General features: G+C 72.0%; 17 protein-coding genes, 1 tRNA gene and 1 pseudogene. 10 read left to right on the top strand and 9 right to left on the bottom strand.

The window, feature by feature from the left end; genetic code table 11:
• Positions 1-93: pseudogene (locus ACFW48_RS25020) on the top strand (hydrolase); the annotation flags it as partial.
• A gap of 126 nt (positions 94-219) precedes the next feature.
• Entirely contained in the window at positions 220-564 is a 345-nt protein-coding gene (locus tag ACFW48_RS25025; RefSeq protein ID WP_386318383.1) for a hypothetical protein, read from the top strand.
• On the opposite strand, the gene ACFW48_RS25030 is transcribed toward ACFW48_RS25025, so the two are convergent.
• Positions 561-1,532, bottom strand: a complete 972-nt coding sequence (locus tag ACFW48_RS25030) for a formylglycine-generating enzyme family protein (RefSeq protein ID WP_386318040.1) — start codon at positions 1,530-1,532, stop codon at positions 561-563. The genes ACFW48_RS25025 and ACFW48_RS25030 overlap by 4 nt on opposite strands.
• Positions 1,533-1,641: 109 nt before the next feature.
• Between ACFW48_RS25030 and ACFW48_RS25035 the strand changes: the two genes are divergently transcribed.
• On the top strand, positions 1,642-2,982 hold the full coding sequence (locus tag ACFW48_RS25035) for a family 43 glycosylhydrolase (RefSeq protein ID WP_386318042.1): 1,341 nt from the start codon (positions 1,642-1,644) through the stop codon (positions 2,980-2,982).
• 133 nt (positions 2,983-3,115) lie between these two features.
• Here the strand turns inward: ACFW48_RS25035 and ACFW48_RS25040 are convergent, their stop codons facing one another.
• The gene (locus tag ACFW48_RS25040; RefSeq protein ID WP_386318044.1) at positions 3,116-4,084 is read right to left on the bottom strand and encodes a Ku protein; all 969 of its coding nucleotides are present in this window, start codon (positions 4,082-4,084) and stop codon (positions 3,116-3,118) included.
• Between the two features lie 218 nt (positions 4,085-4,302).
• On the opposite strand from ACFW48_RS25040, the gene ACFW48_RS25045 reads away from it, so the two are divergent.
• The 3 genes from ACFW48_RS25045 to ACFW48_RS25055 all read left to right on the top strand — a co-directional run bounded on the left by ACFW48_RS25045 (position 4,303) and on the right by ACFW48_RS25055 (position 7,788).
• Positions 4,303-6,366: a SpoIIE family protein phosphatase gene (locus ACFW48_RS25045; RefSeq protein ID WP_386318046.1), complete on the top strand. Its 2,064-nt coding sequence runs from the start codon at positions 4,303-4,305 to the stop codon at positions 6,364-6,366.
• A 95-nt stretch (positions 6,367-6,461) separates the two neighbouring features.
• Positions 6,462-7,133, top strand: a complete 672-nt coding sequence (locus tag ACFW48_RS25050) for a CBS domain-containing protein (RefSeq protein WP_386318048.1) — start codon at positions 6,462-6,464, stop codon at positions 7,131-7,133.
• Positions 7,063-7,788 carry a WHG domain-containing protein gene (locus tag ACFW48_RS25055; RefSeq protein WP_386318050.1) on the top strand — a complete coding sequence of 242 codons (726 nt, stop codon included), beginning with the start codon at positions 7,063-7,065 and terminating at the stop codon, positions 7,786-7,788. The genes ACFW48_RS25050 and ACFW48_RS25055 overlap by 71 nt, the downstream gene beginning before the upstream one ends.
• A gap of 56 nt (positions 7,789-7,844) precedes the next feature.
• Here ACFW48_RS25055 and ACFW48_RS25060 read toward each other — a convergent pair whose 3' ends face one another.
• Positions 7,845-8,774 carry a LysR substrate-binding domain-containing protein gene (locus ACFW48_RS25060; protein ID WP_386318052.1) on the bottom strand — a complete coding sequence of 310 codons (930 nt, stop codon included), beginning with the start codon at positions 8,772-8,774 and terminating at the stop codon, positions 7,845-7,847.
• 96 nt (positions 8,775-8,870) lie between these two features.
• Here ACFW48_RS25060 and ACFW48_RS25065 point away from each other — a divergent pair, with 96 nt between their 5' ends.
• Positions 8,871-10,184, top strand: a complete 1,314-nt coding sequence (locus ACFW48_RS25065) for an aspartate aminotransferase family protein (protein WP_386318054.1) — start codon at positions 8,871-8,873, stop codon at positions 10,182-10,184.
• Between the two features lie 68 nt (positions 10,185-10,252).
• On the opposite strand, the gene ACFW48_RS25070 is transcribed toward ACFW48_RS25065, so the two are convergent.
• The gene (locus ACFW48_RS25070; protein ID WP_386318056.1) at positions 10,253-12,472 is read right to left on the bottom strand and encodes an MMPL family transporter; all 2,220 of its coding nucleotides are present in this window, start codon (positions 12,470-12,472) and stop codon (positions 10,253-10,255) included.
• A 379-nt stretch (positions 12,473-12,851) separates the two neighbouring features.
• Here ACFW48_RS25070 and ACFW48_RS25075 point away from each other — a divergent pair, with 379 nt between their 5' ends.
• Positions 12,852-13,928, top strand: coding sequence for a protein phosphatase 2C domain-containing protein (locus tag ACFW48_RS25075; RefSeq protein WP_386318058.1), 1,077 nt, complete (start codon positions 12,852-12,854; stop codon positions 13,926-13,928).
• A 129-nt stretch (positions 13,929-14,057) separates the two neighbouring features.
• On the opposite strand, the gene ACFW48_RS25080 is transcribed toward ACFW48_RS25075, so the two are convergent.
• Positions 14,058-15,158 (bottom strand): winged helix DNA-binding domain-containing protein, encoded by a 1,101-nt coding sequence (locus ACFW48_RS25080; RefSeq protein WP_386318060.1) that lies wholly within the window; start codon positions 15,156-15,158, stop codon positions 14,058-14,060.
• A gap of 158 nt (positions 15,159-15,316) precedes the next feature.
• The gene (locus ACFW48_RS25085; RefSeq protein ID WP_386318062.1) at positions 15,317-15,742 is read right to left on the bottom strand and encodes a VOC family protein; all 426 of its coding nucleotides are present in this window, start codon (positions 15,740-15,742) and stop codon (positions 15,317-15,319) included.
• Positions 15,743-15,881: 139 nt separating this feature from the next.
• Here ACFW48_RS25085 and ACFW48_RS25090 point away from each other — a divergent pair, with 139 nt between their 5' ends.
• Positions 15,882-16,913, top strand: coding sequence for a helix-turn-helix transcriptional regulator (locus tag ACFW48_RS25090; RefSeq protein WP_386318064.1), 1,032 nt, complete (start codon positions 15,882-15,884; stop codon positions 16,911-16,913).
• 16 nt (positions 16,914-16,929) lie between these two features.
• On the opposite strand, the gene ACFW48_RS25095 is transcribed toward ACFW48_RS25090, so the two are convergent.
• Entirely contained in the window at positions 16,930-17,499 is a 570-nt protein-coding gene (locus ACFW48_RS25095) for a TetR/AcrR family transcriptional regulator (RefSeq protein WP_386318066.1), read from the bottom strand.
• A 97-nt stretch (positions 17,500-17,596) separates the two neighbouring features.
• Here ACFW48_RS25095 and ACFW48_RS25100 point away from each other — a divergent pair, with 97 nt between their 5' ends.
• Positions 17,597-18,463, top strand: a complete 867-nt coding sequence (locus tag ACFW48_RS25100) for a hypothetical protein (RefSeq protein ID WP_386318068.1) — start codon at positions 17,597-17,599, stop codon at positions 18,461-18,463.
• Between the two features lie 153 nt (positions 18,464-18,616).
• On the opposite strand, the gene ACFW48_RS25105 is transcribed toward ACFW48_RS25100, so the two are convergent.
• Positions 18,617-18,691 (bottom strand) — tRNA-Leu (locus tag ACFW48_RS25105).
• Between the two features lie 43 nt (positions 18,692-18,734).
• Positions 18,735-19,943 carry a Cmx/CmrA family chloramphenicol efflux MFS transporter gene (locus tag ACFW48_RS25110; protein WP_386318385.1) on the bottom strand — a complete coding sequence of 403 codons (1,209 nt, stop codon included), beginning with the start codon at positions 19,941-19,943 and terminating at the stop codon, positions 18,735-18,737.
• Positions 19,944-20,069: the final 126 nt, after the last annotated feature.

Here is a 20,069-nt window from a genome sequence, read left to right on the forward strand (position 1 = left end):
ACCGTCGACGAACCCGGCGCCATACGCAAAATGACCACCCTCGGCGTCGACGGAATCATCACCGACTACCCCCAAACCCTCACCCAGCGCTGACCGGGGCGTCCGGAAGTCAACGCGTTGACACACACCGCCATCGGGCGTTGACTACCACCACGGCGCAGAGCCAGGCCGCTCCGGGGAACCGGTGATCCAAGCAACCCAGGAAAGCGGCACTCGATGATGTACGACCAGACGCGCGCACAGCAGCCGTCAGACCAGCCCCCGCGCCACCCCGAGCACCGGTCCGCGGCACCGGACGCGCTCCTGCCGTCGGACCAGCGGGACGCGGTCCTTCAGCGCCTCCGCCAGGCCATGAACACCTTCGCCGACACTCCGCTTCAAGCGCTCGAAGAAGCGGAGAGCGCCTTCGACGACGCCGCCGCCCACCTCGCGAACGCCCTCGCGGAACGACGCCGTGCCCTCCATGAGAGCTGGCGGGACCACGACCCCGAGACGCAGGCCGAAGAACTCCGACTCGCGCTGCGGCAGTACCGGGAGATCACTCAACGACTGCTGCGCACCTAGGGCTGTCGCCGAAGCCGGGCGGGGTCGTTGGCGCAGCGGAAGCCGAGGTTTCCGGAGGAGGAGTCCGGGGTGTTGGAGGAGCGGGCGGCGACCCGGTAGCGGTTGCAGTAGGAGTCGTGGCACAGATAGGAGCCGCCGCGCAGGACGCGTGCGGCCCCGGTCTCCGGGCCGCGCGGGTCCGTCCGGGGCGCCTGGGCGTAGTAGGAGGGCGAGAACCAGTCGGAGCACCATTCCCACACGTTGCCGGCGGTGTTCCACAGGCCGAAGCCGTTTGGGCGGTAGGACTTGACCGGTGCGGTGGTCAGGTGTCCGTCCTCGGCCGTGTTGACGTGCGGAAAACGTCCCTGCCAGATGTTGCAGCGCCACCGGCCGTCGGGGGTGAGGTCGTCGCCCCAGGCGTAGCGGCGGCCGGCCAGGCCGCCGCGTGCGGCGTACTCCCACTCGGCCTCGGTGGGCAGGCGCTTGCCGGCCCACCGTGCGTATGCGGTGGCGTCGTTCCAGGAGACGTGGACGACGGGATGGTTCTGCCGGTCGGTGATGTCGGAGCGGGCGCCCTCGGGGCGGCGCCAGTGGGCGCCCCTGACGCTGATCCACCACGGGGCTCCGGCGGCGTTGCCGAGGACGTCGGCGGACGGGGCGGCGACCACGAGGTGGAACACCGCCGAGGAGCCGAAGCGTTCGGCGTCGGTCACGTGGCCGGTGGCCTTGACGAAGGCGGCGAACCGGGCGTTGGTGACGGCGGTCTCGTCGATGTGGAAGGGGGCCAGGCGCACCGGGTGGACGGGCGTCTCGCCGTCGGCCGGATATCCCTCGCCGAAGGCGTCTCCCATCGCGAACTCACCGCCCGGCAGGCGTACCTGGCCTCGGGTGGAGTGCGCGCCGACGCCACGTCCCGCTGTCGGCGGGGGCACCGCGACGGCGGCGGGTGTCGCGGTCGGGGTGCAGCACGGGCGGTGGTCGTGGGTCATGGATCCTCGGAATGTCAGGCCTGTGGAGCACGGACCTGGCAGGTGGACTCGTCGAGCCCGCTCAGGGTCGGGTCGTGGCCCACCTCGCCGACGTCGTACAACGCGACCGATGACCAATGCCGAGAACGGGCCGCACCGACGGTCTCTGCTGGCCGGTGCCGCCGGCCTGGGGGCGGCGTTCGTCCTCCCCCCGGCCGCCGCGCAGGCCGCCCCCGCGACGGCGCAGAGCGCGCCGGGGCGGCGGTATCCGCCCAACTGGCCCGATCCCGCGCCCTACGGGCTCGCGGACACCCGGGCGGACCTGTGGCCGCGCGAGGACAACTCGTTCGTCCTCGCGCTGGAACCGCGCCCCCGTGACGAGGAGCGCGGCACGGTCTGGATGCGGGACACCTACGTCAACTGCTTCGTCGTCGACGGCCGTCCGCTCTACGTCGCCACGGGCACCACCCGGGTCCCGGGACTGGAGGCGGCCGACCCGTGGAACGACGGCATCTTCGTGTGGGTGTCCCCGTCGCTCAAGGGGCCGTGGAGACTGGTCGACACGACCGGCATCCGGCCGGGGGCCGAGAAGGGCAAGGTGTGGTCACCCGAGTTCGTCGGGGAGAACCGGCCCGGGCGCACGGTCGTCGCTCCCTGGCAGGAGTACTGGCACGACGACCGGTTCGGCAAGCGCGGCCAGGCCTGGGCCCCGGAACTGCACTACTTCCGGGACACCTGGTACATCGTCGCGTGCATGGGCGACCACTCCCGCAAGGTCGGCTCGTTCATGCTGGTGAGCGAGGGCGGTGTCGAGGGCCCTTACCGGCTCGTCGAGGGCAATCTGGAGAAGCCCTTCGGTGACTCGTTCATCGGGGGGCCGCGGTTCATCGAGCCCGGCGCCTGCCACCACATCGACGGCAGCCTGTACTCCGAGGGCGACGACGCGTGGCTCGTGCTGCACAACGACCTGTACGCCAGGTTCCGGGACGACATGGAGGACATCGTCCCGACGACGAACCTTCCCGAGTTCCGCCAGACGCCCTACTCCCCCGAGCCGTACCTCGAAGGCGCGTACGTGTTCAAGTACCGCGGCAAGTACTATCTCGTCCACGCCGCGTGGGACCGGACGTCGGTCAACCCGGACGGCAGCACACGGCACGCCTACGACCCGCCCGGTGCGGGCCGTGTGCAGTACCAGTACGACGCGGTCGTGGCCGTCTCCGACCGCTTCGAGGGCCCGTACTCCGAGCGGTGGACCGCCGGGGTCGGCGCCGGCCACAACAACTTCTTCGTGGATCACCGCGGCCAACTGTGGGGCACGTTCTTCCGCAACCCCGACTTCGGTCACTGGGGGGACCCGTCACGCGTCGCCGACGCCGCCGTGCCCGGTGTCGTACGGCTGGAGTGGACCGGCCCCGCAGACAGTCGTCTGTACGTGAAGCGCAGGCGTGGGGGTTCGTCCGGTCATTGACGGGCTCGCGCCGGACGGCCCTCCGCATGAGGGAGGAACATCCCGGCGCCGTCGATGACGTCCTCGGCGTCCTCGGCGCGTCGGCCCTTCGCACACCAGGACTTCTCACACTCCTCGCTTCTCACGGCGAAGGCTAGGCACTCCTCGGTTTGCGGGCCGCCGGTTTGCGGGCCGTCGCCTTCTTCGCGGTCGTCGCCTTCGCGGTCGTCGCCTTCGACGCGGTCTTCTTCGCCCCTGTCTTCCTGGCGGGTGCCTTCCCCGCTGTGGGCTTCTTCTTCGGCCCGGGCAGCTCGTGCACCTCGGCGTGCCCGTCCTCGCCCCGGGACTCCTTCGCCTGGGACACGGACTCCTGCAGGGCGGCCATCAGGTCCAGCACCCGCCCCGGCCGCTCCTCCTCCTCGGGCGCCGCCGGCGGCGCCCTGTGCTCGCGCTTCGCCTCGATCAGGTCCGCGACGGCGTCCGTGTAGGTGTCCCGGAACTCGTCGCCCTCCAGGCCGTCGCGGGTCATCGTGTCCATCAGCGCGAGCGCTCCGTCGATCTCCTCCTCGGACACCTCGACCGGAGGCGGGGTGAGCGAGGAGGGGTCGCGGATCTCGTCGGGCCAGCGCATGGCGTGCAGCACGATCGCCTCGTCCCGCACCCGCAGCAGGCCCAGCCGCTCCCGGCCCGACCACGCGTACTTCGCCACCGCCACCTTCGACGACCGTGCCAGGGCCTGACGCAGCAGCTCGTACGGCTTCGCCGCGACCTGTCCGTCCGGTTGCAGGTAGTAGCCGTCGCCGATCCTGATCGGGTCCACGGACCCCAGCGGTACGAACGCCACGATCTCGATGGCCTTCGCGGTCGGCAGCGGCAGCTCCCGCAGGTCCTCGTCGGTGACCGGAACGATCTGCGTCCTGGTCAGCTCGTACCCCTTGCCGATCTCGTCGGAGCCGACCTCCCGGCCCTCCAGCTCGCAGACCTTCCGGGTCCGGATCCTTCCCTGGTCCGCCAGGTGGTACCGGTGGAAGCGGATGCTGTGGTCCTCGGTCGCGCCGACCACATGGATGGGCACGGTGACCAAGCCGAACGAGATGGCACCGCTCCAGATCGACCGGGGCATGGACAGGCCTCTCCACGAAACGTCCCCGAGCAGCACCAGACTAGGAGGGACCCGGTGGGCCCGCACGTGCGCCACCGGCGCCGACTGCGAGCCCGGCCCTGTCCCTGGCCCTGGCCCGAGGCATCACATGCCATCGCGGCAGGACGGGCGTAGTGTCCTCATATGCGTGATGCTCGGTGTGGTCGGCGTCGAGCAGCCCTGCCGGAGCCGGACTTCTGATGGACACCGCGATGGCCTCCGTGGTGCGGGAGAGCGGCGCGTTCGGAGGGCTGTTGTACGTGCTGCCGCCGGGCGACAACGCCCTGTGGCAGATCCTGGTGGCGGGCGTCCCCCAGGAGATCGCCGCTCCGTGGCGGCGCGTCGCGCTGACCGATCCGATGCCGGTGGCGGACGCCGTCCGCGAGCGGCGCCTGGTGTGGGTCGGCGGCCGGGAGGAGATGGCGCGCCGGTATCCGCGGCCGGCGCTGGTCCTGCCGTACGACTTCGCACTGGCGGCCACCCCGCTCGCTTCGGGCACCATCGTCCGGGGCGGACTGGTGCTGCTGTGGTCCGGGGTCCATCCGGAGCGGCTGAGCCCCGAGGAGCGCGAGGCCATCCAGGAGGGCTGTCGCCACCTGGGCGGGCTCCTGCAGCAGGCGGCGGACCGCAGCGACCCGCTGCTGCCCGCGGATCGGGTACGGACCCTTCCGCCGCCGACCGGGCGCACTCCCTCCCCCGCCGAGGCGACCGCGGTGTCCGCCTTCGTCGACCGCCTGCCGGGCGGGTCCTGCGCACTGGACCTGCACGGACGCATCACCTTCATCACCCCGGCCGGGGCCGACCTGGTCGGTGCCGATCGAGCCGACCTGGTGGGTGCCCTGCCGTGGGAGGCGCTGCCGTGGATGGACGTACCCCATGTCGAGGACCGTTACCGGGCCGCGCTGGTCAGCCGCAGGCCGCAGAACTTCAGCGTCCTGCGTCCCCCGGAGACATGGCTGGCCTTCGAGCTGTACCCGGACGCCACCGGTATCAGCGTCCGCATCACCCCCGGCGGCCCGGCCGAGGACGTTCCCCCGTCGCCGTCCGTGCCGACCGCCGGACCCAGCCGCGCCACCGTTCTGTACCACCTGATGCACCTGGCCTCCACCCTGACCGAGGCCGTCGGTGTGCAGGACGTGGTCGAGCAGACCGCCGACCAGTTGCTGCCCGCTCTGGGTGCGCAGGCCATGGTGCTGATGACCGCCGAGGGCGGCCGCCTCAAGATCCTCGGCTACCGCGGCTACCGCGCCGCGCTCATGGACCGCTTCGACGCCGTTCCCCTGACCTCGGACATCCCCGGCGCCAACGTCCTGGCCCGCGGTGTCCCGGACTTCTTCGCGTCCTTCGCCGAACTGCGGCACGCCTACCCCACCACCGTGCACGAGGACGGTATGGCCGCGTGGGCGGTCCTGCCGTTGATCGCGTCCGGTCGGCCGATCGGCTCCCTCCTCCTCGCCTACAAACGGCCCCACGTCTTCCCGCCCGGCGAACGAGCCGCTCTCACCTCACTGGCCGGCCTGGTCGGGCAGGCCCTGGACCGTGCCCGCCTCTACGACGCCAAGCACCACCTCGCACACCGCCTGCAGTCCGCCCTGCTCCCGCACACCCTCCCCCACGTGCCCGGCCTGCGGGTCGCCGCCCGCTACCTTCCGGCGGCCCGGGGCCTGGGTATCGGCGGTGACTTCTACGACCTCATCCGCCTCGACGAGCACACGGCCAGCGCCACCATCGGCGACGTACAGGGCCACAACGTGGACGCCGCCGCGCTGATGGGGCAGGTCCGCACCGCCGTGCACGCCCACGCCACCGTGGGGGCGACCCCCGACGACGTCCTGGCCCGCACCAATCGCCTGCTCACCGACCTGGACCCCGGCCTGTTCACCAGCTGTGTCTACGTCCACCTCGACCTCGCCACGCACCGCGTCTGTCTGGCCTCCGCCGGCCACCCGCCGCCGCTCGTGCGCCATGCAGACGGACGCATCGAAGTCCTCCAGGTGCCGCCCGGCCTCCTGCTCGGCATCGAGCCGGACGCCCGCTACTCGGTGCTGGAATGCGACCTGCCGCCCGGCAGCGTGCTCGCCCTCTACACCGACGGACTCGTCGAAGCCCCCGGAGTCGACCTCGACGACGCCACCACGGCCCTCGCCGGGCTTCTCGAACAGGCCGATCCCACCGACCTCGACGCGATGGCCGACACCCTCATCCGGCACGCGCCCAGCCCCGGCGACGACATCGCCCTGCTCCTCCTCAGCACCCGTGCATGACGCATGGGGCACTCCCGTGACCGGCAGATCGTTTACCCAGGCAAGTACGACTGACGCCGGTCGACACAGGCCGGCAGCGGAGGAGAAGAACCTCGATGAAGCACCAGAAGGTGTGCGATCTGATGAGCGACGCCGTGGTCCGCGTCCAGCGCGGCACACCGTTCAAGGAGATCGCCCACCTGCTGCAGGAGTACGACATCACAGCGGTGCCCGTCGTGGACGAGGAGAACCGTCCCGTGGGAGTGGTGTCCGAGGCGGACCTCCTGCAGAAGATGTGGGGTGGAGACCACGGCCGTTCCCCGGAGGACGGGGAGCGGTCCCGGTCGGCCGGAGGCAAGGCGTCCGCCACGGACGCCGCCGGGCTCATGACCTCTCCCGCGGTCTGCGCGCGGGAGAGCTGGAGCGTCGTGGACGCCGCCCGGGTCATGGCCCGGCACGGCATCAAGCGTCTCCTGGTCGTCGACGAGGAAGGGCGGCTGATCGGAGTCGTCAGCAGAAGCGACCTGCTGCGGATCTTCCTCCGCGAGGACCGGGCGATCCGCACCGAGATCATCGAGGAGGCACTGGTCGGGACCCTCGGTCTGGCTCCCTCGTCGATGCAGGTGGATGTGACACACGGCCATGTCGTCCTCAGCGGCCGGCTCCCGGGCGACGTGTCCGTCTCCGTGCTGGAAGAGCTCTGCCGGCGCGTCGACGGTGTCGTCGCCGTGGAGTTCAGACCGGCGGGAGAGACCGGCGCCGAGGGCTCGGCCTCCGTCGGCCCCTGACCGGTCGCGCGGCTCCCTCCGCGGCCGCCGACCCGCCCGCCCGTGCCCGACTGCCCGCGGTCTCGGCATGACCGTGCAGGCGCTCTACCACTACTTCCCGAACCGCGACGCCCTCGTCACGGCCCTCATCACCAAGGCCTACGAGGACTTGGCCGACGCGTTGCAGGCAGCCGTCGACACCGCGGTGGACGACCCGTCCACACCGCGCCTGGTGATGGTGGCGGAGGCCTACCGCAGCTGGGGCATCGCACACCCCGAGCGCTTCCAGCTCCTCTACGGCACACCACTGCGGTACTACACGGCGCCCGCCGAGGGCCCGACCACCCAGGCGGTCCGCCGGATGGGCGCGATCTTCCAGCGTGAGCTGTTCCGTGGGTTCACCACGGCGCAACTCGTCGCGGCCGACATACCCGCGCTCTCGTCCCCGCTCCGGGAGCATCTGGAACGCCTGCCCGCGAATGGGCAGGGAGATCTACCGCCGCCCGCGGTCTCCCTCTTCATGAGCGCGTGGGGGCACCTGCACGGCCTCGTCGTCCTTGAAGTGTTCGGGTACACCTCTTTCCTGGGCGACCATCAGGCCGAGATCTTCCGCGCGTCGGTTCAGATCATGCTCGAGGACATCCACCGCCGGGTTTCCGGGCCTGCCGCAGACTGAGACAGCGGACTCCTGGACAGCCCCTTCGACGACCGGTCCGCTCATGCCGACAGGCTTCACGGTTGTCGGGCGTCGTCACGGGGCTCGGCCAGTGCCGGGATCTCCGGGTGCTCGCGCAGCGCGGCGATGACCGCGTTCACCGCGGCGCGCTGCGTGGTGCCGCGCCGTACCACGACGGCGACGTTGCGGTGCACCGGTGGGCTGAGCTCCCGGGTGACGACGGCGTGGTCCGGCGTGACGGCCAGGGCGGGCAGCAGGGCGATCGTCCCGGCCGACTCCACGTGTCGCAGCAGCATCAGGTAGTTGCTGAACCGGCAGGCCACCCGGGGTTCGAATCCCGACTCGCGGCACAGCCGCACGGTCAGGTCCGCCATGTACGACTGCGGTCGATCACAGGCCCAGGTCTCTTCCTTGCAGGCCGTGAGGTTGACCGCCGTGCGGGAGGCGAGCGGATGGCCACGCGGCAGCACCAACACGACCGAGTCGGTCCCCAATGACATGATCTCGAGGTCCGCGCCCCATGAGAGGCCGGAGTAGTCGGTGGTGGTGACGATGACGTCCGCCTCCCCCGAGCGCAGGGCGGGACCGCTCTCGTGCGGCTCCATCTCGACCAGTTCGACGTGCAGGTGCGGGTGGGTGGTGGCCAGGCGCGTCGCCGCCGGGACCGCGAGGGTGTAGATCGCGCTCTGGAACACCCCGAGCCGGACGGTGCCGATGGGCTCGTCGTTCAGCGCGCGCAGTTCGGCCTCGGCCTCGGCCATCCGGTCCAGGATCTCCCGGCCCCGACGGGCCAGCACGAGACCGGCCGGGGTCAGCCGCACCCGCCGTCCGGTCCGCTCGATCAGTCGGGACCGGGTCTCCGTCTCCAGCACCGCCAGTTGCTGGGAGACCGTCGACGCGCTCAGATGCAGCGTTTCGGCGACCGCGCGGACCGTACCGAGAGTGTCCAGCAGGCTGAGCAGTTGCAGCCGTCCCGAGTTGAGCACTCCTCCATGGTAACGATCCCTGTACGGTTTCTCCGAACAGTACCGTCGAAACTGTGCGATGGACACGCGCAGCCGCGCGTCCCTAACGTCGGTCGCATGCCTTCCGAGACAGCCTTCGCCGACCCAGAGCGCCACCTCGTCCGCTACTCCGGCCACGCCCCCTTCTCGCCGGAGGTCGTCGTCCGCGCCGCGGGCACGTCGGTGTTCACCGAGAGCGGCCGTGAGCTGCTCGACTTCACCTCCGGTCAGATGAGCGCGATCCTCGGGCACTCCCACCCGGCGATCGTCTCGACGGTGCGGGAGCAGGTCGCGCACCTCGATCACCTCCACAGCGGCATGCTGAGCCGTCCGGTCGTCGAGCTGGCGCGCCGGCTGTCCGGCACCCTGCCCGACCCTCTGGACAAGGCGCTGCTCCTGACCACCGGGGCGGAGGCGAACGAGGCCGCGGTGAGGATGGCGAAGCTCGTCACCGGCCGCCACGAGATAGTCTCCTTCGCCCGGTCCTGGCACGGCATGACCCAGGCCGCCGCGAACGCCACCTACAGCGCGGGCCGCAAGGGCTACGGCCCCGCCGCGCCGGGCAACTTCGCGCTTCCGGTGCCCGACCGTTTCCGCCCGGCCGTCGTCGACTCCGACGGCGCACTCGACTGGCGTCGCCAGCTGGACATGGGCTTCGAGCTGATCGACGCCCAGTCGGTCGGCAGCCTGGCCGCGTGCCTGGTCGAGCCGATCCTCAGCTCGGGCGGAGTCGTCGAGCTGCCGCCGGGCTATCTCGCGGCCCTGGCGCAGAAGTGCCGGGAGCGCGGCATGCTGCTGATCCTCGACGAGGCCCAGACCGGGTTGTGCCGCACCGGCGACTGGTACGCCTTCCAGCACGAAGGGGTCGTCCCGGACATCCTCACGCTGTCCAAGACGCTCGGCGCGGGGCTGCCGCTGGCCGCCGTACTGACCAGTGCGGAGATCGAGCAGCAGGCCCACGACCGGGGGTTCCTCTTCTTCACCACCCACGTCAACGACCCGCTGCCGGCCGCCGTGGGCAACACCGTCCTCGACGTCCTGGTCCGCGACCGTCTCGACGAGCGTGCGCGCCGGCTCGGCACGGCACTGCGCGCTCACCTGGACAAGCTCGCCACCCGCCACGACGTCGTCGGAGACGTCCGCGGCCGCGGGCTGCTCCTGGGTGTGGAGCTGGTCGGGGACCAGGTCCTGGGTGACGGCGGCGCCGACCGGCTCGGCGCCGCCGTCACCCGGCGCTGCTTCGAGCTCGGGCTGCACATGAACATCGTCCAGCTGCCCGGGATGGGGGGCATCTTCCGCATCGCGCCCCCGCTGACCGCGAGCGACGACGAGATCGCCCGGGGCGCCGCCATCCTCGACGAAGCGCTCACCGACGCGGCTCGGGTCCTCTGAGCCCGTCCCGGCACGCGAAGGCCCCGGTGGTCTGGAGGTCCAGGTCACCGGGGCCGTGCGCGTGGGTGTCAGACTCCGGCCGTCTCCGGCTCGCGGGCAGACTCCGGCGGCGCGGTGGTGTCACCGAGCTCCTTGTGGAGCTTCTCGCCCTCCACGTCGACGTTCGGCAGCAGGCGGTCCAGCCACTTGGGCAGCCACCACGCCTTGGTGCCGAGCAGGGCCAGCACGGCGGGCACGATGGCCATGCGGACCACGAAGGCGTCGAAGAGGACGGCGATCGCGAGGCCGAAGCCCATCATCTTGATCATGTCGTCGTTCTCCATGATGAAGCCGGAGAAGACGCTGATCATGATGATCGCGGCCGCCGCCACGACCCGGCCGCCGTGGGTGAAGCCCGTGGTGACGGACTCGGCGGCGGACGACCCGTGGACGTAGGCCTCACGCATGCGCGTCACGAGGAAGACCTCGTAGTCCATGGCCAGGCCGAAGACCACGCCGATCATGAAGATGGGCATCATCGACATGATCGGGCCCGGCTGGGCCACACCGAAGAGGTCGGCGAGCCAGCCCCACTGGAAGACCGCGACCACCGCGCCGAGCGCCGCGGTCACCGAGAGCAGGAAGCCCAGGGCCGCCTTCAGCGGGACGAGGATCGAGCGGAAGACCAGCATCAGGAGCAGGAAGGCGAGGCCGACGACCAGGGCCAGGTACGGGATGAGCGCGTCGTCCAGGGTCTGCGAGAAGTCGATGGTCATCGCGGTCGCGCCGGTGACCAGCATGGTCGCACCGGTCTCGGCCTCGATGTCGCCGGACAGCGCGCGGATGTCCTTCACCAGCGACTCGGTGTCCGCCTCGCTCGGCCCCGTCTTGGGCACGACCGTGAGGAGGGCGGTGTCGCCCGCCTCGTTGAAGTTGGCCGGGGTGACGGCGGCGGCCTCGCCCAGGCCGGTGATCTCCTTGCCGACGGTGTCGGCGGCGGCCTTCGCGTCGTCCGCGTCCCGGGTGTCGATGGTGACCATCAGCGGGCCGTTGAACCCGGCGCCGAAGGACTCGGACAGCATGTCGTAGGCCTTGCGCTGCGTGGTGTCGGGCGCGGAGCTGCCCTCGTCGGGCAGGCCCAGTTCCATGCTCGCGGCCGGCACGGCGACGGCGCCGAGGCCGAGCACCGCGGTCAGCAGCACGGTCACCGGACGCCGCAGCACGAATTGTGCCCAGCGGGTGCCGAGCTTCGGCTTGGCGGACGCGTTCCGCTGTCCGGCGGGCGCCTTGCGGTCCTTGCGGCTGAGCGCCTTCTTGCCGGCGAAGCCGAGCAGCGCGGGGGTGAGGGTGAGCGCGATCAGCACGGCGACGCCGACCGTGCCGGCGGCGGCCAGGCCCATCTTGGTGAGGATCGGGATGTTGACCACCGCGAGGCCCGCCAGGGCCACGATGACGGTGAGTCCCGCGAAGACGACCGCGGATCCCGCGGTGCCGACCGCGCGTCCGGCGGCGTCCTCGGGGGTGCGTCCCTCGGCGATCTCCGCGCGGTAGCGGGAGACGATGAACAGGGCGTAGTCGATGGCGACCGCGAGGCCGATCATCATGGCGAGGGTGGAGGTCGTGGCGGAGAGTTCGAGCGTGCTGCCGAGCGCCCCGATGGCGGAGATGCCGATGCCGACGCCGATGATCGCCGAGAGCAGCGGCATGCCGGCCGCGACGAGTGAACCGAAGGTCAGCAGGAGGACGATCGCGGCGACACCGATGCCGATCAACTCGGCGGTGCCGCCCATCTCCTGCTCGGCCATGACCGCGTCGCCGCCGGTCTCGACGGTGAAGCCGTCGCTGCGCGCGTCGTCGGTGGCGGCGGTGAGCGAGTCACGGGCCTGGTCGGTCAGCTCCATGGCGTTGACCTTGTACGTCACGGAGGCGTACGCGGTCGTGCCGTCCTCGCTGACGGCGTCCGCCTTGAACGGGTCGGCGACCGAGGCGACCTGCGGGCCGTCACCGAGGGCCGTGACCAGTTCCTCGACCTTGGCCTTGCCGGCCGGGTCGGAGATCTTCCCGCCGTCGGGGGCGCGGATCACGACGCGCGCGGTGGCGCCCTCGGCACTGGCGGCCGGGAAGCGCTCGTCGAGGAGGTCGAATGCCTTCTGGGACTCGGTGCCGGGCATCGAGAAGGAGTCTTCGGGCGGGGCGGGCGCCGTGGACGCGGCGACGCCGGCGCCCACGAGTATGGCCACCCAGAGCAGGGCGACGAGGCCGCGGCGCCGGAACGCGCGTCGGCCGAGTCGGTAGAGGAACGTAGCCACCTGGGACCAATCCGTCGGATTTCGGGCAGGACGAAGACCCGGCACATGGGGGGAAGGCTGACGCGCTGACCGGGGTACCTTTCCATACTCACCCGGCGTCTCCCGCATTTGATCCGACCCTGGGGCTGGACCGGCGTACTGCATTGGGTGTAGTGCGACCTCCTGCTCCTCTCCCCCGGGTGTAGATCGCGGCGATGGGTGTACGCCGCACTTCGTTGCCGCGGGCAGCCGACGCCGCGCGCACCGGGGGAGGGTTCCGTCGATGTCACGCGACTCGTTCGGCCGGCGAGTGACGACGCGGTGGCGTTGACCTTCACCTTGGGGGAGGCCACAACATCGGTGGGGCCGGGCGAAGCGCCCGGCATGAGGAGGAGCGGACATGGGGCTGCTGACCATCGGGGCGTTCGCGAAGGCGTCCAGGCTCTCGCCGAAGGCGTTGCGCCTCTACGACGAGCTGGGCCTGCTGACGCCCGCCCGCGTCGATCCGGTGACCGGCTATCGCCTCTACGCACCGGAACAGACGGACGGGGCCCGCCTCGTGGCCTGGCTCCGGCGCCTGGGGATGCCCCTGGTCCGCATCCAGTACGTCTGCTCGCTGGGGGATGCCGCGGCGGCGCGGGAGATCCGCGCCTTCTGGGCGCAGGCCGAAGCCGACACCGCCGCACGGCGGGACCTGGCCGCCTTCCTCATCGACCACCTCGCCCGAAAGGACCCTGCCATGTCCCCGACCGCGAAGCCCCTGGGCATCCGTTACGCCGCCCGTTCCGACCCGGGCCTGGTCCGCGAGACCAACCAGGTCACCGCCTACGCCGGATCCCGGCTCCTCGCCGTCGCCGACGGATACGGCAGCGGCGGCGCCCCCGCGAGCGCGGCGGCCGTCGACGCGCTCAAGCACCTGGAGAGCGACGGCCTCCCGGCGGGCGGTCTCCTCAACGTCCTGGAGGACGCCGTCGAACAGGCCGGGCGGGCCGTGCGCGACGCGGTCCCGACCGGCTCCGCGCCCTCGGACGCCGGTACGACCCTGACCGCGATGCTCTGGACCGGGTCGCAGCTGGCCCTGGTCCACATCGGCGACTCTCGTGTCTATCTCCTGCGCGGGGAAGATCTGTTCCAGATCACGCACGACCACACCGTGGTCCAGTCGATGGTCGACGAAGGACGCATCACCCCGGAGGAGGCCACCTCCCACCCCCAGCGATCGCTGTTGGTACGGGCCCTGGGCGGAGGAGCCGACGCCACCCCGGACATGCGCCTGCGCGACGCCCAGCGGGAGGACCGGTATCTGCTCTGCTCCGACGGCCTGTCGACCGTTGTGCCGACCGCGGAGATCCGCCGGGTACTCACCGACGCCGGGGAACCCGAGCATGCCGTCCGTGAACTCGTCACCCTCGCCAACGGCTCCGGCGGTCCCGACAACGTCAGCTGCGTGGTCGCCGACGTCACGGGAGGCGAGTGACACCGCTGCGTACGCTGATCCAAGCGGTGCGACGTGCGCCCTCCTGCCCCGCGATCGCGGGGAGAGGAAGGGGCCGGCGCGGTGGCGGTGCGTCCGCCGTCGTGGCCGGGCCGCCGTCCGGTGCGACACTCAGCCGGTCGACGCGGCGACCCGGACCCGGTCGCTGTCCCGGTCGGAGAGGAAGGACGCCAGCGCCCGCCCCTCCTCGGCGACGGCGGTGCGGTCGGCCCGGGAGAGGCGGCGCAGCGGCGTGACGGTCACCGTGCCGGCCTCGACGCTCCAGGTCGCGGCGACCCGGCCGTCGACCAGGACGACACGAGCGCCGGCGACCGACAGGCCCCGGTGGGCGTCGTCGATGATCCGGCTCCGGTCGTGGTAGCCGAGGATCGCGTTGTCGAACGCCGGCAGGAACCGCACCGGGGCGGGGCTGTCGGGATCGGGGCGCGGCGCGTCCGCCAGGTCCAGCAGTTCCCGGCCGCGCTCGTCCCGGAAGGCGACCAGTTCCCCGCGTACCGCGGCGACCGCGGCGGGCAGTCCGGCGAGGCCGCACCAGGCGCGCAGGTCCGCCGAGGCGGCGGGTCCGAACGCGGCGAGATAGCGCCGTACCAGGGCTTCGCCGACCGGATCGGAACCGTGCGGGGCCGGCGGGTCGATCTCGCGGCCCAGCCATGAGGAGAGCGGGGCGTTGCGCACACCGGCCCTGGTGCGCCACAGCCCGCGCGGTGGCAGCTGCACCATCGGGATCAGTGCGGCGACCAGCATCTCCCCCAGCGCGCGCGGTCCCGGCGCCGGCCAGCGATCGGCGAGCGCCCGCGCCAGCTCACTCATCGAGCGGGGCTCGCCGTCGGCCATGACCGCCCGGCCCGCCGCGGCGAGTTCGTCGAGGTCCACTCCTTCGAGTTCGCGGCGGTAGGTGCCGAGGACCCGCCCGCGCAGCATGGCGTCGTGACGGGCCCGCCAGGCCAGGACGTCGTCGGCGGTGACGAGATGGACGGTCCGGCGCATGAGGTGGGTACGCACCACGCGCCGCCCCGTCAGCAGTTCCGAAAGCGCGGACGGCTCGAAGGCACACAGCCGCGACCAGAGGCCGACGAACGGTTCCTGGGGCTCCTGTGCCTGCATGCCGCCGAGGTGCGCGACGGCGTCGAGGACCGGGACGCCGGAGCGGTCGAGCAGCAACTGCCGGGCCAGGGTCGCGCGATTGAGTGCCCGGGCGTCGAGAACGGTCATCGGTCCGAGACCTCGGGGCCGGCCGGCGGGGCGGGGTGATGGTTTCGGTACGGGTGGGTGTGGCCGCTCACTGTGGGTCCTGCCTTCGTTCGGGTGGTGGTCGGTGGCGGGCGGTCGCCGGATGGCGGGCGGTCGCCCGCCACCCGGCGCTTCGACGGTCAGGACGCGTTGTACTCGCTCACGACGTCCAGGACCCAGGTGACGCCGAACCGGTCCCGCAGCATCCCGTAGAGCGGCGCCCACCCCGCGGCCGCCAGCGGCTGCAGGACGGTCGCGCCGTCGGACAGCTTCTCCCAGTACGCGGTGATCTCCTCGGCACTGTCACCGCGGACCGAGACGAAGAACGCGTTCTCGCCCTGGTGCCACGGCATGCGCGAGGGCACGTCGTAGGCCATCACGGACAGACCGCTGCCGGCGGACACCTGGCCCCACGTCACCTGGTCGGACTCGGAGGCGTCCTGGACGTTTCCGGCGTCCTTGTACGTCACCACGGCCACGTCCCCGCCGAACACGGACTGGTAGAACGTGAGTGCCGCGCGGGCGTCTCCGCGGAAGTTCAGGTGGGTCACGGCTTTGACGGACACGATGGGCTCCTCGCCTCTGGAAACGACCGGACCGCCCCGGACGGAAGAGGCCGGCCGCGGGGACCGCTCGGCCCCGCGGTTCCCACGGTGCCCGAGGTAGCGGTCAGGTTGTGGCCGCTTCTCGGGGCAGCATGGGCTCATGCAGAAGACCTCAGCACGCCTGCTGTCGCTGCTCTCGCTGCTCCAGGCACGCCGGGACTGGCCCGGAGGGCTGCTGGCCCAGCGGCTGGACATCAGCCCGCGTACCCTGCGCCGCGATGTCGACCGGCTTCGCGAGCTCGGCTATCCCGTCGTGGCCGTCAAAGGGCCCGACGGCGGATACCGGCTCGACACGGGCACTCGGCTGCCCCCGCTGCTGTTCGACGACGAGCAGGCCGTGGCCCTGGCCGTCGCGCTCCGGACCGCCACCGCCTCCGGCGCGGGCATCGAGGACGGCGCGGCACGCGCGCTGACCACCCTCCGACAGGTCCTGCCCGCCCGTCTGCGCCACCGCGTCGACGCCCTCCAGGTCACCGCCGTCGAGCGGTCCACGTCCCGTGCCGACAGTGGCGTCCTCATGACCCTCAGCGCCGCCGTCCGCGCCCACGAGGTCCTGCGCTTCGGCTACGCCCCGCCGTGTCCGCCGGACACCGGCGAAGACAACGTGCCGCAGCCGCGCCGGGTGCAGCCCCACCACCTCGTCACCCACGGCGGACGCTGGTATCTCGTCGCCTGGGACCTCGACCGGGACGACTGGCGTGTCTTCCGCGCCGACCGGATCACCCCGCGCACCCCCACCGGGCCCCGTTTCACGCCGCGGGAGCTGCCCGGAGGAGATGTGGCCGCCTTCGTGACCGGCAGGTTCCGCGGCTCCGACCGCGCCGCCGAATGGCCCTGCCGCGGGGAGGTCGTCCTCCGCCTGCCCGCCGCCGCCGTGTCCCCCTACGCCCTCGCCGGGACCGTCGAGGAACTCGGCCCGGACCGCTGCCGGCTCACCCTGGGTTCCTGGTCGTGGCCGGCCCTCGCCGCCACCATCGGCGTCTTCGACACCGACATCGAGGTCATCGGCCCGCCCGCGCTCAAGGAGGCCTTCGCCCGCCTGGCCCAGCGTTGCGCCGACGCCGCGAGGAGCACATCCACCGCACCTCCTGCGCCGACGGAGGGCGTTCCGCCCGGCCGTCGAGCGCCGTGAACGGGCGCCGTACGGCTCAGCCCGTCTCCGGGTTCCCGGCCGGCCGGACCATGTCGCCCGCCAGCGCCCGGAAGGTCTCTTCGGGGTCGCTCCCGCTCAGCAGTCCGTCGAGGTTGCGGGAGAGCAGCAACGTCGCGAAGCCGTGGGCCATCGACCAGGCCGCCATGAAACCGAGGGCCGGATCGTCGCCGTGGCCCGCCACGGCCGTGCGAAGCCGGGTCCGCGTCCGCTCGCGCGCGGCGAGGAGTTCCGGGTCGTCCGCGCGCAGCAGTTCCGGCCGGAACATGACCTGGAAGTGCGCCGGGTGCGCGGTGGCGAAGCGCACGTATCGGACGCCCAGGTCACGCAGGTCTTCCGTCTCGCCGAGTGCGGCGGCCAGAAGGCCGTGCCCCTCGGTCGCGATGGCCGTGAGCAGGCCCGCGCGGTCCTTGAAGTGATGTGCGGGCGCGGCATGGGAGACGCCCGCGCGGCGGGCCAGGTCCCGCAGGGACAGGGCGGCCGGTCCTTCGGTGGCGATGACGTCCAGGGCCGCGGTGAGCACGGCCCGTCGCAGGTCTCCGTGATGGTAGGCGCGTTCGGCGGTCATGAGAGCAGGCTAGCGCAATCTAGTCATTGACAAGACAGTGCGCCGAGCATCAATCTAGGCGGCGTCAAGATTTGCGAGGCACGGAAAGAGGGACGACATGGCTGTCGACAACGGACGCGTACGGCAGATGTGGCACCTCCTGGAGCCGCTGCACGCCGTCGTCTATTACGCGCCGCAGGTCTTCGAGGAGACCCGGTCGCTCGGTTACGACACCGACGAGCGCTGGCCGAGTTACTTCCCCTTGCGGGCGGCGCCGCTCGGGGCACCGGAAACCCGTCTGGTGGCATCGGCGTTCTACAGCTTCAGCCCGCGCATGGTGGCCGAGCACATCCCGGCCGCCTGGGACGTCGCCGCACCGGACAAGGTGCTCGCCGCCCGGACGCGCGGCGTCGACCGGGCGTACACCGCGCTCATCGGGGACCGGACGGGCAGTCCCGTTCTCCTCGAGGCCGCCGCGCTCGCCCGCCGGGCGGCGGAGGCCGCGCCCACCGGAGGCCGGCCGCTCGCCGCCGCCAATGCCGGGCTGCCCTGGCCCCGGGAGCCGCATCTCGTGCTGTGGCAGGCCGCGACGATCCTGCGCGAGCACCGCGGCGACGGTCATCTCGCCGCTCTTCTGACCGCGGGCCTCGACCCCGTAGAGGCGCTGGTGTCCTTCGCGGCGATCGGCGCGGCGCCGGCCGGCGTCTTCGCGAGCCGCGGCTGGAGCGAGCACGAGTGGGCGGCGGCCCGCGAACGACTCTCCGTACGAGGCCTGCTGGAGGCGGACGGCACCGCGACCGACGCGGGCCGCGCGCTGCGCGCCGAGGTCGAGCGCCGTACCGACGAGTTGGCCGCCGCTCCCTGGCAGGCGCTCGGTGCCGAGGGCACAGCGCGGCTCGCCGAACTCCTCGGCCCGGTCTGGCTGGACGTGCTGGGCTCCGGCTTGCTGCCCCGCGAGAACACGCTCGGCATCGGAAAGGTCTGACCGGGGCACCGCCGAGGTCGACGGTGCCCGTCAGCAGTCGAGCGTGCGGCGGCCGGTCTGCGGAACCGGGCCGAGGGGAGGAAGGCGGCCCGGCGTCGAACGCGCCCGGCCGAAGGGACCGCGCCCCGAGAAGGGGGCGGAGCGGCGAGAAGGGGCGGGGCGGCCGGATTCGAACCGGCGTCCTCCGAGATGCTGTCGCGGCGCACTACCTCTGTGCTACGACCCCGCCTTGCCGATCATCATAGGGAACGCCTCCGCGCTCCGGTAGGCGTCACACCCGCTGGGTCCGCTCCGCGCCCACGGGCTCGGCGGCCATGCCCCCCATCACGACGCGCGACCGGCTGTGCAACCGCAGCGAGGCGACGACGAAGGCGATCGCGACCAGGGTCATCGCCGCGCCCGCCCAGGCGGTGGCGGCGTAGCCGAGGCCCGCGTCGATCACCGTGCCGCCGAGCCAGGGGCCGCCGGTGTTGCCCAGGTTGAACGCGGCGGTCGTCGTCGCACCCGCGAGGGTGGGCGCGGCGCCGGCGACGTTGAACATGCGGGCGTTGAGCGCCGGCGCCGTGTAGAAGGCGGAGACGCCGAGGAGCAGGGAGAGGGCGATCACGACGGCGGGGCTCGACGCGAACAGCGCCAGCGCGGCCAGCAGCACGGTCGAAGCGATGATGCCGGAGAGCAGCACGCCGAACAGGTGCGCGTCCGCGATGCGGCCGCCGATCGTCGTGCCGATCAGCGCGCCGAGGCCGAACAGGGCCAGCACGGTCGGCACCCAGCCGTCCGCCAGCCCGGCCACGTCGGTGAGCAGCGGCGCGAGATACGAGAAGGCACAGAACACTCCTCCGGCGGCGAGTGCGGTCACCACGATGGACAGCCACACCTGGCGGTCGCGGTAGATCGCCAGCTCACCCTTGAGCCGGGGCCGCTGCTCGGGCAGGGGGATGTGCGGGATCAGGGCCACCACACCCACGAGCGCGACGGCGGACGCCGCGCCCACCGCCCAGAACGCGGACCGCCAGCCCAGGTGCTCGCCGAGGAAGGCGCCCACCGGGACGCCGAGGACGTTGGCGATCGACAGTCCGCCGATCATCACGGCCATCGCCCGGGCGCGTGAGGTCTTCGGCACCATGGCGATGGCGACGGCGGCGCCCACCGCCCAGAATCCGGCGCACGCCAGCGCGCTCACGACACGCGAGACGAAGAGGATCTCGTACGTCGTCGCCAGCGCGCCCGCGACCTGGCCGAGGCCGAACACCGAGATCAGCGCGACCAGCGTGATCTTCCGTGGCAGCCGCAGGGTCGCGACCGCGAGCAGGGGCGCGCCGACCACCATGCCGATCGCGAAGGCCGATATCAGCAGCCCGGCTCGGGGGATCGACACGTCCATGTCGTCGGCGATGGGCGGCAGCAGCCCGGAGAGCATGAACTCGCTGGTGCCGAGGGCGAATACGGACAGGCCGAGGATGTAGACGGCGAGCGGCATGCGGGATGCCGGGGGCCGTGCGGAAGAGTCGGGCATGACAGGTGTCAACGAGGTCCTTGATCCCGCCATTCCCGCACACAGGTTTCGTCTCACGATGCGGCAGGGCTGCCGTGGCCGGGCCCATTG

It is taken from the genome of Streptomyces sp. NPDC058812 (assembly GCF_042744565.1).
Taxonomy (GTDB): domain Bacteria; phylum Actinomycetota; class Actinomycetes; order Streptomycetales; family Streptomycetaceae; genus Streptomyces; species Streptomyces thinghirensis.